The sequence below is a fragment of the Pseudonocardia sediminis genome, from assembly GCF_004217185.1.
Classification (GTDB): Bacteria; Actinomycetota; Actinomycetes; order Mycobacteriales; family Pseudonocardiaceae; genus Pseudonocardia; species Pseudonocardia sediminis.
The window spans coordinates 5534215-5548424 of the sequence record NZ_SHKL01000001.1; the positions used below are offsets into that span (position 1 = coordinate 5534215).

14 protein-coding genes are annotated in these 14210 nt (G+C 73.2%); 4 read left to right on the forward strand and 10 right to left on the reverse strand.

Annotated elements, in window-relative coordinates:
• Positions 1-16: 16 nt before the first annotated feature.
• Both guaA and EV383_RS25855 read right to left on the reverse strand, forming a co-directional pair.
• Complete coding sequence (gene guaA / locus EV383_RS25850) at positions 17-1567, reverse strand: glutamine-hydrolyzing GMP synthase (RefSeq protein ID WP_130292329.1); 1551 nt, start codon at positions 1565-1567, stop codon at positions 17-19.
• A gap of 148 nt (positions 1568-1715) precedes the next feature.
• Entirely contained in the window at positions 1716-2180 is a 465-nt protein-coding gene (locus EV383_RS25855; RefSeq protein WP_130292330.1) for a substrate-binding domain-containing protein, read from the reverse strand.
• Positions 2181-2389: 209 nt separating this feature from the next.
• On the opposite strand from EV383_RS25855, the gene EV383_RS25860 reads away from it, so the two are divergent.
• Together EV383_RS25860 and EV383_RS25865 are read left to right on the forward strand one after the other, a co-directional pair.
• The gene (locus EV383_RS25860) at positions 2390-2641 is read left to right on the forward strand and encodes a hypothetical protein (RefSeq protein WP_130292331.1); all 252 of its coding nucleotides are present in this window, start codon (positions 2390-2392) and stop codon (positions 2639-2641) included.
• A 165-nt stretch (positions 2642-2806) separates the two neighbouring features.
• The gene (locus tag EV383_RS25865) at positions 2807-3808 is read left to right on the forward strand and encodes a thermonuclease family protein (RefSeq protein ID WP_130292332.1); all 1002 of its coding nucleotides are present in this window, start codon (positions 2807-2809) and stop codon (positions 3806-3808) included.
• A gap of 55 nt (positions 3809-3863) precedes the next feature.
• Here EV383_RS25865 and EV383_RS25870 read toward each other — a convergent pair whose 3' ends face one another.
• Together EV383_RS25870 and guaB are read right to left on the reverse strand one after the other, a co-directional pair.
• Positions 3864-4988 carry a GuaB3 family IMP dehydrogenase-related protein gene (locus EV383_RS25870; RefSeq protein ID WP_130292333.1) on the reverse strand — a complete coding sequence of 375 codons (1125 nt, stop codon included), beginning with the start codon at positions 4986-4988 and terminating at the stop codon, positions 3864-3866.
• A 44-nt stretch (positions 4989-5032) separates the two neighbouring features.
• Positions 5033-6544: an IMP dehydrogenase gene (gene guaB, locus EV383_RS25875; protein WP_130292334.1), complete on the reverse strand. Its 1512-nt coding sequence runs from the start codon at positions 6542-6544 to the stop codon at positions 5033-5035.
• A gap of 199 nt (positions 6545-6743) precedes the next feature.
• On the opposite strand from guaB, the gene EV383_RS25880 reads away from it, so the two are divergent.
• Complete coding sequence (locus EV383_RS25880) at positions 6744-7142, forward strand: DUF5319 domain-containing protein (RefSeq protein WP_165438506.1); 399 nt, start codon at positions 6744-6746, stop codon at positions 7140-7142.
• A gap of 101 nt (positions 7143-7243) precedes the next feature.
• On the opposite strand, the gene EV383_RS25885 is transcribed toward EV383_RS25880, so the two are convergent.
• The 4 genes from EV383_RS25885 to EV383_RS25900 all read right to left on the reverse strand — a co-directional run bounded on the left by EV383_RS25885 (position 7244) and on the right by EV383_RS25900 (position 11305).
• Positions 7244-8404 (reverse strand): anti-sigma-D factor RsdA, encoded by a 1161-nt coding sequence (locus tag EV383_RS25885; protein ID WP_130292335.1) that lies wholly within the window; start codon positions 8402-8404, stop codon positions 7244-7246.
• Between the two features lies 1 nt (position 8405).
• Positions 8406-8975: a sigma-70 family RNA polymerase sigma factor gene (locus EV383_RS25890; protein ID WP_130292336.1), complete on the reverse strand. Its 570-nt coding sequence runs from the start codon at positions 8973-8975 to the stop codon at positions 8406-8408.
• A 496-nt stretch (positions 8976-9471) separates the two neighbouring features.
• Entirely contained in the window at positions 9472-10068 is a 597-nt protein-coding gene (locus tag EV383_RS25895) for a response regulator transcription factor (protein ID WP_130292337.1), read from the reverse strand.
• Positions 10069-10234: 166 nt separating this feature from the next.
• A complete protein-coding gene (locus tag EV383_RS25900) occupies positions 10235-11305 on the reverse strand; it encodes a hypothetical protein (protein ID WP_130292338.1) in 1071 nt (356 codons plus the stop codon).
• Positions 11306-11501: 196 nt separating this feature from the next.
• Between EV383_RS25900 and EV383_RS25905 the strand changes: the two genes are divergently transcribed.
• Positions 11502-11843 (forward strand): WhiB family transcriptional regulator, encoded by a 342-nt coding sequence (locus EV383_RS25905; RefSeq protein ID WP_130292339.1) that lies wholly within the window; start codon positions 11502-11504, stop codon positions 11841-11843.
• Positions 11844-11950: 107 nt separating this feature from the next.
• On the opposite strand, the gene groL is transcribed toward EV383_RS25905, so the two are convergent.
• A complete protein-coding gene (gene groL / locus EV383_RS25910) occupies positions 11951-13576 on the reverse strand; it encodes a chaperonin GroEL (RefSeq protein ID WP_130292340.1) in 1626 nt (541 codons plus the stop codon).
• A gap of 114 nt (positions 13577-13690) precedes the next feature.
• Complete coding sequence (gene groES, locus EV383_RS25915) at positions 13691-13984, reverse strand: co-chaperone GroES (protein ID WP_130292341.1); 294 nt, start codon at positions 13982-13984, stop codon at positions 13691-13693.
• Positions 13985-14210 lie beyond the last annotated feature (226 nt).

Sequence of the window (14210 nt, forward strand, 5' to 3'; positions counted from 1 at the left end):
GGGCCCGCCACCGGGCTCACTCCCACTCGATGGTGCCCGGGGGCTTGCTCGTCACGTCGAGGACCACGCGGTTGACCTCGGCCACCTCGTTCGTGATCCGGGTGGAGATCCGCTCCAGGACGTCGTAGGGCAGGCGGGTCCAGTCCGCGGTCATCGCGTCCTCGGAGCTGACCGGGCGCAGCACGATCGGGTGCCCGTAGGTCCGGCCGTCGCCCTGCACGCCGACACTGCGGACGTCGGCCAGCAGCACCACCGGGCACTGCCAGATCTCGGCGTCCAGTCCGGCCGTGGTGAGTTCGTCGCGGGCGATCGCGTCCGCCGCGCGCAGCGTCTCCAACCGCTCCGCGGTGACCTCGCCGATGATCCGGATGCCGAGCCCCGGACCGGGGAACGGCTGCCGGTTGACGATCACCTCGGGCAGCCCGAGCTCGGCGCCGACGGTGCGGACCTCGTCCTTGAACAACGCCCGCAGCGGCTCGACCAGGGCGAACTCGATGTCGTCCGGCAGACCGCCGACGTTGTGGTGGCTCTTGATCGTCGCCGTCCCGGACCCGCCCCCGGACTCCACGACGTCGGGGTAGAGCGTCCCCTGCACCAGGAACCCGACATGCTCCTCCGCCGCGACCTCTGCCGTGGCGGCCTCGAACACCCGGATGAACTCCCGGCCGATGATCTTGCGCTTCTCCTCCGGGTCGGTCACCCCGGCGAGCGCGCCGAGGAACCGGTCACGGGCGTCGACGACGTGCAGGTTCGCGCCCGTCGCGGCGACGAAGTCCTTCTCCACCTGCTCGCGCTCGCCGGAGCGCAGCAGCCCGAGGTCGACGAACACGCACGTCAGACGGTCCCCGATGGCCCGCTGCACGAGCGCGGCGGCGACCGCGGAGTCGACCCCGCCGGACAGGCCGCAGATCGCCCGGCCCTCCCCGATCTGCTCGCGGACCGCGGCGACGGTGTCGTCGATGATCGAGGCGGTGGTCCAGCTCGGCGCGATGCCCGCGACGTCGTGCAGGAACCGGCGCAGCACCTCCTGCCCGTGCGGGGAGTGTCCGACCTCCGGGTGGTACTGCACGCCGGCCAGGCGCCGGTCGGTGTCCTCGAACGCCGCGACCGCGACCCTGTCCGAGGACGCGGTGACGGTGAAGCCCTCCGGCGCGGCGACGACCGAGTCGCCGTGGCTCATCCACACCGGGTGCTTCGCGGGCAGCCCGCCGTGCAGCGTGCCGGTGGTGCCGGTGAGGTTCAGCTCGGTGCGCCCGTACTCGCGGGTCCCGTCGTGCGCGACCTCGCCGCCGAGCGCACGGGCCATCGCCTGGAAGCCGTAGCAGAGCCCGAGCACCGGGATACCCGCGGAGAACAGCGCGCCGTCGACGGCGGGAGCGTCGTCGGCGTAGACACTCGCCGGACCGCCGGAGAGGATCACCGCGGCCGGGTTCCTCGCCACGATCTCGGAGACCGGCGTGCTCGCCGGCACGATCTCGGAGTACACGTCGGCCTCCCGCACGCGGCGGGCGATCAGCTGCGCGTACTGGGCTCCGTAGTCCACGACAAGGACGGTCGGCGTCTCCACCGGGCCAGGGTAACGAGCACCGGCACCCGCACCGCCGCTGCGTGTCCGACGGCACCGGCCCGTCCCTCGGGCGCACCTCACACGGGTTCACCCCACCTCACACACGTCGTACGGCATGTGAGGAGAACCGGAGCCGTGTGAGGTCGCGTCAGGCGGAGGAGGGGTCCTCGTGGCGGCCGAGGGATCGGCTCCCGGGCGGCTGGACGGGGCCGAGCAGGGCGCGCAGGTCGGCGGCGGCCGAGGCGGGGCTGTCGAGGTCCACGGCGACGACCGGGGCGACCTTGCGCAGGGCCGTCACCACGGCGGGGTCGGCGAGGTCGTGGGTCCGGCCCACCGCGCCGGTGACGATCACGCTCGGCCGGAGCTTCGCGACTGCGGCGGGGTCGGGTGAGCGGGCCTCGCCCACCGAGGCCACGCCGTCCAGCGACCCGGCGCAGCCGACGAGGTTCGCGCCCAGCTCGACCAGGAGCGCCCCGACCGACTCGTCGGTGGCGAGCACCGTCCGGACCGGGCCACCCAGCGGGACCGAGGTCCCGGTCGCGTCGACGAACGGGCGTCCGCCGCCCATCACCGAGGCGGCGGTGACCCGGGCGCGGGGATCGGGCGGGTTCATGGGCGGGCCCCCTCGTCGTCGGCGGGCGCGGAGATCACGGCGCCCGGTGCCACTATCGCACCGCCGGCCGCCGGCGTCCTTCGCCGGACGGGCCGCCCGTGCCGTCCCGGGGCTGGCCGCACCCCGCTGCCGCCGCGCAGAATGCGCAGGGCGCGGAGATCACGCCCGGGGACCGGCCGCGCCGCCGACGACGACGGACAGGACTCACCATGCCGATGCTCGACCCGCTCGCGACGTTCCTGATGCGCATCCAGGCCGCCGGCAACGACGTCGCCCCGGTCTCGGCCCTGTTCCGCGCCGGGCCGGACGCCACCGACGACCAGAAGGCCATGGCCGAGCAGCTCGCCCGGCGCGCGTACGAGGGCGGGCTGATCGCGGACACCGGCACCCCGGACGACGGACCGGCGCGCGTCGCGGTCACCGCCGCCGGCGAGCAGTTCCTCGTCGACTGCGGACTCTGACCGAGCCTTCCCCGGAGCGGGCCGTCCCCGCCACCGGACGACCGCTCATCGGGTAAACGATCCCCAGAATTGATGATCTTCGTTAACGACGACGCCCTCTCCGGCGCTACCTGATCAGCAGCCGTGCGCATGCCGGCTCGTCAGCGTCGAAAGGTGGCTCCCGTCATGGCCCGAAAATCCGTCCTCGTCGCGGCGGTCGTCGTGGCCGGCCTCGGTCTGGCCGGCTGCGGCTCCGCCGGTGCCGCACCCGCGTCCCGGCCGGCCTCGACGCCGGTGTCGGCGGCGTCGGGGTCCACCGGCACGGCGGACGACGCCTCGGGCATCGCCCGCCCGGTCGCCGGGGTCGGCGCCGAGACCGTGCGCGTGGTCCGGGTCGTCGACGGCGACACCTTCGACATCGGCGGCGGAGAGCGCGTCCGGGTGCTCGGGATCGACTCGTGCGAGGCGGGGACCCCCGGTGGCACGCGGGCGTCCGACGACGCCGGGGACCTGCTCGCCGGCCGCACCGTCGTCCTCACCCGGGAGCAGGGTGTGGACCGCGACCCGAGCGACCGGCTGCTGCGCTACGTCGCGACCCGCGACGGCGACCTCGGCCGGCTGATGGCCGCGCGCGACCACACCGCGGTGTTCGACGGCCGCAACGACGCCGACGGGTCCTACCTCTCCGACCTGCGTGAACGCGACCGCGACGGCCGCGACTGCGGTGACTCCGGCTCCGCGGGGTCGACGTTCGGGCCGGGCTACACCTACGGCGGCCACGACAGGTCCTACGAGTGGTCCGGCGACACGTGGTCGCACAGCGATCGGTCGCACAACGACTGGTCCCACGACGGCTACGACCACGACTGGTCCGACGACCACCCGCGCCCGACCCACCCGTCGACGCCGCCGACCACGCCCACGACGCCGTCGGATCCCTCGACCGGACCGTCGCTGCCGAACCTGCCCGGACTCCCGAGCCTGCCGGGCGTCCCCGGGCTCCCGAGCATTCCCGGACTCCCGAGCATCCCCGGGCTCCCCGGCACGGGGACGGGCACGGGCGGATCCACCGGAAGCGGTACAGGAAACGGGACCGGGACCGGCGGGGCGACCGGGACGGGCACAGGGACCGGCACCGGATCGGGCTCCACCGGCAGCACGTCGCCCGGCGGCACCCCGACCTCCTGAGCCGCCGGCACCTCACGTCCGTCCACGCCGGTGACCCCGGCGTGGGCGGGCGGGCTCAGGCCCGGATGGTCAGGCCCACCCGCTGGAACTCCTTGAGGTCGGAGTAGCCGGTCTTGGCCATAGCCCGGCGCAGGGCGCCGAACAGGTTCGTGGTGCCGTAGGGGCTCTCGGTCGGCCCGAAGAGCACCTGCTCCAGCGGACGCCCGGAGCCGGCCAGGCCGGTCACCTCGGAGCGCGGCAGCGACGGGTGCGCCGCCGTGGAGGTCCAGTAGAGACCGCCCGCGGGGGCCTCCTCGGCGTCGGCGAGCTGCTCGCCCAGCATCACCGCGTCGGCGCCGCAGGCGATGGCCCGGGCGATGTCACCGGAGGTGCCCATGCCGCCGTCGGCGATCACGTGGACGTAGCGGCCGCCGGTCTCGTCGAGGTAGTCGCGGCGCGCGGCCGCGGAGTCGACGATCGCGGTGGCCATCGGGACGCCGACGCCGAGGACCTCGTCGGTCGTCGTCGCGCTGGACTGCCCGTACCCGACGATGACGCCGGCCGCGCCGGTGCGCATCAGGTGCAGCGCCGTGCGGTAGTCACCGACCCCGCCCGCGACGACCGGGACGTCGAGGTCGGCGATGAAGTCCTTGAGGTTGAGCGGCTCGTCGTCCGAGACGTGCTCGGCGGAGATGATCGTGCCCTGCACGACGAGGATCTCCACGCCGGCCTTGAGCAGCGCCGGGGTGAGCTCGCGGGCGCGCTGCGGGCTGACACGCGCCGCGACCGGCGTGCCGGAGTCGCGCAGCGGACGCAGCGCCTCGGTGATCAGGTCGGTCTGGATCGGCGCGCGGTGCAGCTCCTGCAGCACGGCCTGGGCGCTGTCCGGGTCGTCCCCGGCGGCGGCCGCGACGACCTGGGCCAGGGCGGCCTCGGGGTCGGCGTGCCGGGCCCACAGGCCCTCGGCGTTGAGCACCCCGAGCCCGCCGAGCTTGCCCAGCGCGGCGGCACTGGCCGGGGACACCACCGCATCCGTCGGGTGGGTCAGCAGCGGGATGTCGAAGCGGTAGGCGTCCAGCTGCCAGGCCGTCGACACCGCCTTCGAGCTCCGGGTCCGACGGGACGGGACGATCTCGATCTGGTCGAGGTCGTAGGCACGACGGGCCTCCCGGCCCATCCCGATCTCCACGAGGTCACGCACGGGGCAACCCTAACCGGCGGTACCGACGGCGGTGAGCGGAGGCTCTAGCGGGCGGCGTAGTTGGGGGCCTCGACCGTCATCGTGATGTCGTGCGGGTGGCTCTCCTTGAGTCCCGCCGCGGTGATCCGGACCAGCTGCGCCTGCTGCAGGTCCGGGATCGTCTGCGCGCCGACGTAGCCCATGCCCGAGCGCAGACCGCCGCCGAGCTGGTGCACGACCGAGGACAGCGGCCCGCGGAACGGGATCCGGCCCTCGATGCCCTCCGGGACGAGCTTGTCCTCGCTGAGCACGTCGTCCTGGGCGTAGCGGTCCTTGGAGTAGGAGCGCCCGTTCTGCCCGGCGCGGCCCTGCATGGCGCCCAGCGAGCCCATCCCGCGGTAGGTCTTGAACTGCTTGCCGCCGACGAGCACGACCTCGCCCGGGGACTCCGCGGTACCGGCCAGCAGGCTGCCCAGCATCACCGTGGACGCACCGGCGGCGATCGCCTTGGCCACGTCGCCGGAGTACTGGATGCCGCCGTCACCGATCACCGGGACGCCGTGCGGGGCACAGGCCCGGGTGGCCTCGTAGATCGCGGTGATCTGCGGGGCACCGACGCCGGCCACGACGCGGGTGGTACAGATCGAGCCCGGCCCGACGCCGACCTTGACCGCGTCCGCCCCGGCCTCGACCAGGGCCAGCGCGCCCTCGTAGGTCGCGACGTTCCCGCCGACGACGTCGACGTGGTCACCGACCTCGGCACGCAGCTTCGCCACGGTCTCGAGCACCCGGCGGGAGTGACCGTGCGCGGTGTCGACCATCAGCACGTCCACGCCGGCCTCGACGAGCAGCATGGCCCGGGCGTGTGCGTCCTGGCCGACGCCGACCGCGGCCGCGACGACGAGCCGCCCGTCCGGGTCCTTGGTCGCCAGCGGGTACTTCTCGGTCTTGTTGAAGTCCTTGATCGTGATCAGGCCGCGCAGGATGTCGTCGCCGTCGATGATCGGCAGCTTCTCCAGCTTGTGCCGGCGCAGCAGGCCCAGCGCGGCCTCGGCGGTGACCCCGACCCGGGCGGTGACCAGCGGCGCGCGCGTCATCACCTCGGAGACCGGACGGTCGAAGTCGAGCTCGAAGCGCATGTCGCGGTTGGTGATGATGCCGACCAGGCGGCCGCTGTCGTCGGTCACCGGGACGCCGGAGATCCGGAACTTGGCGCACAGCGCGTCGACGTCGGCCAGCGTCGCCTCGGGCGTGCAGGTGACCGGGTCGGTCACCATCCCGGCCTCGGAACGCTTGACCACCTCGGCCTGCGCGGCCTGGGCCTCGGCGGAGAGGTTGCGGTGCAGGACACCCAGGCCGCCGGCGCGCGCCATCGCGATCGCCATCCGGGACTCGGTCACGGTGTCCATCGGGGACGACACCAGCGGCACCTGGACCCGGACCCGGCGGGTCACCCGGGACGAGGTGTCAGCCGAGCTGGGGACGACGTCGGACTCCGCGGGTAGCAGGAGGACGTCGTCGAAGGTCAGGCCGAGCATCGCGAACTTGGACGGCAGGCCGCCGATCTCGCTCGTCATTGGTGGACACGCACCCCTTCGCACTCCGGCGCCGCGGCGGGTCGGCGCCGCAAGATGTCATCCTACGTCCCGGCCCGGCGTGGGCCCGGTCACGGGCGGGCCGGGGCGGCGGACGGCAAACCCCCTGCACCGGAGGGCCTCCGGGATCGCCGAGCGGGGCCGCGCGACCGTGACCGTCCGGCCGAGTACCGTGTACGGCGTGTCACCAGAGGCCCTGCCACCGGACCCGTTTGCCGGAGACCCGGACGACCCGGCTCTGCGCATGGACGCCCTGGACACGGACGCGATGTCGGACGGCGACGAGGACGGCGGGCCCTTGACCGAGTCCGACCGCAGCGAGATCCTCGCCGATCTCGCCGACCTCGCCGTCTACCAGGCGCTGCTGTCCGGTCGCGGCGTCCGCGGCGTGGTCGTGGACTGCGCCGACTGCGGGGAGCAGCACTTCCACGAGTGGAGCCTGCTGCGGGCCAGCCTGCAGCAGCTGCTCGACGAGGGGCAGATGCGCCCGCACGAGCCGGCCTACGACCCGGATCCGGCCCACTACGTCACGTGGGAGTACTGCCGCGGCTACGCGGACGCGACCCTCAGCGACGACTGAGACGCCGGGGCGCCCACGACCGCCCGGTCCCACGACAGCTCACGACGAAGGCCCCGGAGACGGTTCTCCGGGGCCTTCGTCGTACTACGGGGTGCCGCGACCTAGTTCGGCGTGCTGCTCACCGCGCCGGAACTCGACGACGACGTCGTCGGGTCCGACGTCCCCTCGCCGGAGGCCGTGGGCCGCGTGGTCGGACCGGTCGTCGACGGGTCCACCGATCCCTCGGGGGTCGGCGACGTCGGCGGCGGCGGAGTCGGCGAGGTCGTCGGGATCGCCGACGGGTCCGTCGTCGACGGGTCCGTCGCCTCCGGCCCCTGCACCGCGCGCGGGTCCGTGGGGCCGCCCTGGCCCGGCGTGCCTGCACCCGGTGCGGTCCCGGGCGTCCCGGAGCCGGACGACGGGCCGTTCGGCGACGCCGGTGTCCCCGCGCCCGGGGCCGGTGCCGGGGCGGGTGCCGGGTCCGCCTCGCCCTCGGCCGCCGGCGGCTGCGGTGCCGCCGTCCCGTTCCTCAACGGTGCGGACGGGTCAGTCGGCGTCCCCGGCGGGGTCTCCGCCACCTTCGCGACGAGGAAGTCCGACTGCTGGCTGAAGTAGGTCTGCTGCTGACCCGGCTCCACCTTCGACAGCAGCGGTGCCAGCGCGGCGAGATCCTGCTGCGCGCCCACTGTGTCGCCGGCGGCGAGCTTGGCGTTGACCCGCTCGATCCCGGTGCGCAGGTCGCTCGCGGCCTGGACCTGCTCGGCCCGCTCGCTGTAGAGCACCTTGGAGACGCCCCACAGCGTGTCGCCCGGGACCGCCTCGTGCGCCCCGATCGACACCGCGGCCAGCGCCACCGCGGCGACGGCGGCCGCCGCGGCGATCGGCCGCAGGTAGCTCACCCCGCGACGCGACGGGCGGGACGGCTGCAGCATCTGTGCCGCGACGTCCGGCTCGACCAGCGCCGGGATCGGCTCGGCGTCGACGTCGGCCTTCCAGGACGCGAGCATCGCGACCAGCCGGTCGTCGGAGTCGTAGCCGCCCCGGCCGGAGCCGGTCATGCCCATCCCCGACGACAGAGCGTTGATCAGCTCGTCGTCGGCCTGCAGCTCGACGAGGTCGATCGGGCCCTCGTCGTCGAGCTCGTACTCGAAACGGTGGGTCGGGGCGGCGGCGTGCGCATGCCCGTTCGTACCGAACCGGCCCTGACGTACGTTGCCGAACGGATCCGTGTCGTCCGGGCGGGGAGGACGTCGATCGGAACCGTGATTTCCGAGATCACGCATCTCAGACCACCTCCTCGGGACTCATGGACTTGCGGAGCCGGGTCAGAGCCCGGTGCTGGGCCACCCGGACGGCGCCGGGTGTCGATCCGACGGCCTCGGCCGTCTCTTCTGCGGAGAGCCCGACCACCACGCGGAGCGTGATGATCTCCCGGTGCTTCTCGGGGAGGATCTCCAGCAGCCTGGCCATCTCCTCGGACAGCTCAACCTGCAACGCCTTCGCTTCCGGTCCGTCGGTGAGCGCGATGCGGTCGGGGACGTCCGCCACGGGCTCGGAACGGTTTCGGGAAGCGGCTCGGTGCGCGTCGATCACCTTGTGCGACGCGATGCCGTAGACGAAAGCGAGGAATGGGCGTCCCTGGACGCGATACCCCGGCAACGCCGTCAGCACGGCAAGACACACCTCCTGCGCAACGTCGTCCGCGGAGACGGACGACCGGTCGGACCCCAGTCGGGCGCGGCAGTAGCGCACGACCAGCGGACGGATGACTCCGAGTACGCGCTCGACTGCGGTGCGGTCACCGGCCATGGCAGCCGCGATCCACTCGTCGGGAACGTCTCTTGATTCACTCATCGCGCAGGACCGCCAAGGCGTTACGAGGCTGTGTGGACATCATCCGATCGTGGAACCGGGCCGACGCAGCGCAGCCCGGGAGGTTCACGGGACACCGTATCGAAGGACCTGGCCGGTCCGGGATCTGCTCCACGGAGAACCAGACGATCGGGTATGCGAGAGGTTGCGCACATCGCCGGATGCGCGCGGTCACCAGACGACCACGGGCGGCGAGCGGTCGCCGCGTCCCCGGTTCGATCTTCACGGGGTGCGCGACCGTCCGCAGATCCGGACGGTTCTTCGTGCGGGGGACGCACCGGTCACGGGGACCGGCACGTCGCGGGGGTCCGCGCGGCCGCGGGGGCACGGCCACGCGCACAGGAGGAACGGTCGGCCCCGGCCGCGGGGAGCACGGCCGGCACCGGGAAGGATCGCGCGCTCGCGGAGGCCGCGCGTCACATCGACGCGTTCACGGACCGGGTCGGGGACCGGTCCACAGGAACCCGGGGATCGGCGGTCAGGACACCAGACCGCGGCGGAAGCCGTGCGCGACGGCCTGGGCACGGTCGCGCACACCGAGCTTGCGGAACAGCCGGCGGGCGTGGGTCTTGACCGTGTCCTCGGACAGGTAGAGCTCGCGGCCGATCTGGCCGTTGCTCTTGCCCTGGCTCATCCCGCGCAGCACCTGCAGCTCGCGCTCGGTGAGCTGGACGCCCGGGTCGGTCGGGACCCGCGGGGTCGGGACCGAGGTGCTGGCCAGGGTGTGTGCCAGTGCGGCCACCAGCTCGGGGCGCGAGGCGTCCCAGCGGAGGTAGCCGCGGGCACCGCCGGCGATCGCGGCGGCGATGCTGCCCGCGTCGTCGGGAGCGCCGAACACGATCACGTTGGCCTGGGGGTGGGCGGCGACGAGCCGCCGGGTCGCCTCGACCCCGGTCGGGACCGCGCGCTGCGTCCCCACCAGGACGACGTCCACCGACTGCCGGGCGTACCGGGCGAGGAGCTCGTCCCCGTGGGCCACGCAGTCGATGCGCTGGACCCCCGCCACTGCCGACATGACACGGGTCAGACCCTCACGGACGCTGCGACGATCGTCGCAAATGAGTACCGTCGTCACGACGATTCCTTCCTGCAGCTTCCTGCAGCCGGGTGATATTCACCCTCCGAATCGGCGGGTGATGCTCTCACCTTGACACGGTCGGGGCGAATTTGTGCCCTCCATCCGGGAACCCATCCCCCGATGACTGGACGTCATGTGGGTGAAGCATGTCCGAATGGAGTAGTCAGTACGGTACCGCGATCCGGGCCGGGATCCACGCGGACTCCCGCAACGATCGGCGTCCGAGGGGGTCTGTTCGCAGGTAGATCACGTTCAACGTGGCTGCTGCGGCATGTCGGCGACGCTGTGCATCCGTTTGACGACTCAGGGTATTCGATCGTGACGTCCGGGCGTGTCGCTCGTTCGGCCGCACCGGGGTACCCGACCGGGTCGGATCACCGTCCGGCTCCACCCTGCCACCCCGTTCGGCCCCGTGCGCGCCACCTCCGGCCGCAGCTCCCGGCGCCTCCCCCGTGCCGCCGGTGGAGGGACCGGCCTCCGCGGCGTCGGCCGCCGCCAGCAGGGCGGCCCAGCGCAGCGGCAGCAGGCCGGTGGCGCCCGCCTCCTCCGCGATCCGGTCCAGCTCCGGGAGCCCGTCCCCGTCGCCGTCCGGAGAGGACACGGGCCCGGACGCCGCGGCGGTCACCGCGCGCCCGGCGACCGAGCGGGCCACCGCCCGGACCAGACGCGACTTGAGCAGATGCCGTTCCGAGCCCAGCTCCCCCGACGCCCGCACGGCGTCGTCGCCCGCCCGCACCGCCGCCGACGGGTCGTCGCTCAGCAGGGCGGTCTCCGCCCGCACCCAGTGCCACCGCACCGCCGGGCGCCCGCCGCCGGCGCACCACGGCTCCGCACGGTCGAGCAGACGGCCCGCCGCGGCGGCGTCCCACCGCCCGACGGCGTCGGCGGCCAGCCCGACGAGTGCGTCCGCCACGGCGTCCGCGGCGAGAACCTCCGACGACGGGGCGCCCGGCCGCGGGGCACCCGGCCGCGGAGTGCCCGGTCGTGGGGTGCCCGGCTCCGGCGCGGGGTGGGCGAGGCGGGCCAGATGCAGTCCGCGACCGTCCAGTGCGGCCGCGAGACGGTGGGCGCCGAGCTGGCGCAGGTGCGCGGCGCGGGTGATCGCGGCGTGCGCCCGGACCGCGGGCGGCACCCGGTGGCCGGTCCGCAGTCCGTCCAGGACGGTCGCCGCGGCGGCGTAGTGCCCCCGCCCGCCGAGGGACACGGCGTGCGCCCAGCGCGTCACCGGATCCACGCCGTCATCCTCTCCCGGCGCTCGCCCGGCGCCGTTCCGCACGTCGTCACGACCGCGCCACCGCGGCCCCGCGGGCAGCGGCGCACATCACACCGCACGATCCGCCACTTCCCGGGGTGGGGAAGGTTTGCCGCCCCCGACCCGGGGGAATCTCGGATCCATCGACTTCGCAAGCACGTGAGAGCAGGTGACAGACATGGCGGACATCCGGAGGCTTCCCGGCCCGGTCGCCGACATCTACGACTGGCAGATGGAGGGAGCCTGCCGGGGGATGGACAGTGCGTTCTTCTTCCATCCCGAGGGTGAGCGGGGCCCCGCACGGGCGCGCCGCGAGGCCCGCGCCAAGCAGGTCTGCAACGAGTGCCCCGTGGTGGCGCAGTGCCGTCAGCACGCACTCGAGGTCCACGAGCCCTACGGCATCTGGGGCGGGCTGTCCGAGTCCGAACGGGACACGATCATCCGCGGACCGCGGCGCACGCTCAAGGTCGGCGACCCGGGGCCCACGGTCACCGGCCCGGCGACGCTCGACACCGCCTGAGAGCAGCTCGCGCGACGGAGCGGGCGCACCGCGGCGCAGGACTTCGTACGACGAGAACGGGCGGGTGGCCATCGGCCACCCGCCCGTTCTCGTTTGTCAGGGGGAGATCAGTGCCCGTGCCCGTGGCCGCCGTGGCCACCGGCGGGCGCCGGCTCCTCCTTCTCCGGCTTGTCCACCACGGCGCTCTCGGTGGTGAGCACCATGCGCGCGATGGACGCGGCGTTCTCCACCGCCGACCGGGTCACCTTGACCGGGTCGATGACCCCGTCGGCGAGCAGGTCGGAGTAGGTCTGGGTGGCGGCGTTGTAGCCGGTGCCCCAGCCCTTCTCGGCGACGCGGGAGATCACGATCGCGCCCTCGTCGCCGCCGTTCTCGGCGATCCAGAACAGCGGGGCGGACAGCGCCTTGCGGACGATGGCGACACCGGTCGCCGCGTCCCCGGTCAGCCCGAGGCCGCCCTCGAGCTCGGCCGCCGCGTGCACCAGCGCCGAACCGCCGCCCGGCACGATGCCCTCCTCGACCGCCGCACGGGTCGCCGCGACGGCGTCCTCGATGCGGTGCTTGCGCTCCTTGAGCGCGGTCTCGGTGGCCGCTCCGGCCTTGATGACGGCGACGCCGCCGGAGAGCTTCGCGAGGCGCTCCTGCAGCTTCTCCTTGTCCCAGTCCGAGTCGGCCTCGTCGATCTCGCGCTTGAGCTGCGCGACGCGGGCGTCGGTGGCGTCCTTGGTGCCGGCGCCCTCGATGATCGTGGTGTTGTCCTTGGTGACCACGATCCGACGTGCCTTGCCCAGCAGGTCCAGGCCGGCCTCGGCGAGCTTGAGCCCGACCTCGGCGTTGATGACCGTGCCGCCGGTGGCGATCGCCAGGTCCTCCATGAACCACTTGCGACGGTCACCGAAGAACGGCGACTTGATCGCGGCGACCTTGACGGTCTTGCGGATCGAGTTGACGACCAGGGTGGACAGGGCCTCGCCCTCGACGTCCTCGGCGATGATCAGCAGCGGCTTGCCCTCGCCGAGCACCTTCTCCAGCAGCGGAAGCAGGTCCTGGATGTTCCCGATCTTGTCCCGGTGCAGGAGGATGTAGGCGTCCTCGAGCACGGCCTCCATCGACTCGGAGTCGGTGACGAAGTACGGGGACAGGTAGCCCTTGGCGAACTGCAGGCCCTCGGTGATCTCCAGCTCGGTGGAGAGCGTGGAGCCCTCCTCGACCGTGATCACGCCGTCGTTGCCGACGGTCTCGATGGCCTCGGCGACCATGTCGCCGATCTCCTGCTCGCGCGAGGAGATGGCCGCGACCTGGGCGATGTGCTGCTTGCCGTTGACCGGGGTGGCCTTCGACAGCAGGATCTCGGAGACCTTCTTCGCGGCCGCGGCGATGCCCTCGCCGAGCGCGGCCGGGCCGGCGCCGGCGGCCACGTTGCGCAGGCCCTCGCGGACCAGCGCCTGGGCCAGCACGGTGGCGGTGGTGGTGCCGTCACCGGCGACGTCGTTCGTCTTGGTGGCGACGGCCTTCGCGAGCTGGGCGCCGAGGTTCTCGTACGGGTCCTCGAGGTCGATCTCGCGCGCGATGGTGACGCCGTCGTTCGTGACGGTCGGGCCACCGAACTTCTTGTCCAGGACCACGTGGCGGCCACGCGGGCCGAGCGTCACCTTCACCGCGTTGGCGAGCTGGTTGACGCCGCGCTCGAGCGCGCGCCGGGTGTCCTCGTCGAAGCTGATCTGCTTCGCCATCTGTGCCTCTCGTCTTTCGGTACCGGTTATCTCGGGGTGAGACGCGAACGCCCCGGGGTCCGCCGGAGTCGACGGACCACCGGGGCGGTCGCTGTTACACGGGGTACTTCTGGGTCAGTTGACGACCGCGAGCACGTCACGCGCGGAGAGGATCAGGTACTCCTCGCCGTTGTACTTGACCTCGGTGCCGCCGTACTTCGAGTAGATGACGACGTCGCCCACGGCCACGTCGAGCGGGACGCGGTTGCCGTTGTCGTCGACGCGACCCGGGCCCACGGCCAGGACCTTGCCCTCCTGGGGCTTCTCCTTGGCGGTGTCCGGGATGACGATGCCGGAGGCCGTGGTGGTCTCGGCCTCGCTGGCCTGGACGACGATCTTGTCCTCGAGCGGCTTGATGTTCGCCACGATGACCTCCCCTTCCTGGGGTGAATCTCGATGTCACTGGGTCGAAGTGTCCGCACCCGGCCGACCGTGTCCCCGCCGTCGCGGGTGTCGGGGCCGCCGGTCACCGGCTGCGCTCTGGCACTCTACTCACGAGAGTGCCAGAGCGTGCGCGCGGCCACAACCACGTGTCGCAGGACGAGTCACCCGTACCCGACCGAGATCACCGGGACGGTCCCGATCGCCCGCCCCG

Bases quoted from the DNA above. Each gene is read 5' to 3' on its own strand.
- EV383_RS25855 (WP_130292330.1), bottom strand. From the start codon at position 2,180: ATGAACCCGCCCGATCCCCGCGCCCGGGTCACCGCCGCCTCGGTGATG.
- EV383_RS25860 (WP_130292331.1), top strand. From the start codon at position 2,390: ATGCCGATGCTCGACCCGCTCGCGACGTTCCTGATGCGCATCCAGGCC.
- EV383_RS25865 (WP_130292332.1), top strand. From the start codon at position 2,807: ATGGCCCGAAAATCCGTCCTCGTCGCGGCGGTCGTCGTGGCCGGCCTC.
- guaB (WP_130292334.1), bottom strand. From the start codon at position 6,544: ATGACGAGCGAGATCGGCGGCCTGCCGTCCAAGTTCGCGATGCTCGGC.
- EV383_RS25885 (WP_130292335.1), bottom strand. From the start codon at position 8,404: ATGCGTGATCTCGGAAATCACGGTTCCGATCGACGTCCTCCCCGCCCG.
- EV383_RS25890 (WP_130292336.1), bottom strand. From the start codon at position 8,975: ATGAGTGAATCAAGAGACGTTCCCGACGAGTGGATCGCGGCTGCCATG.
- EV383_RS25905 (WP_130292339.1), top strand. From the start codon at position 11,502: ATGGCGGACATCCGGAGGCTTCCCGGCCCGGTCGCCGACATCTACGAC.
- groL (WP_130292340.1), bottom strand. From the start codon at position 13,576: ATGGCGAAGCAGATCAGCTTCGACGAGGACACCCGGCGCGCGCTCGAG.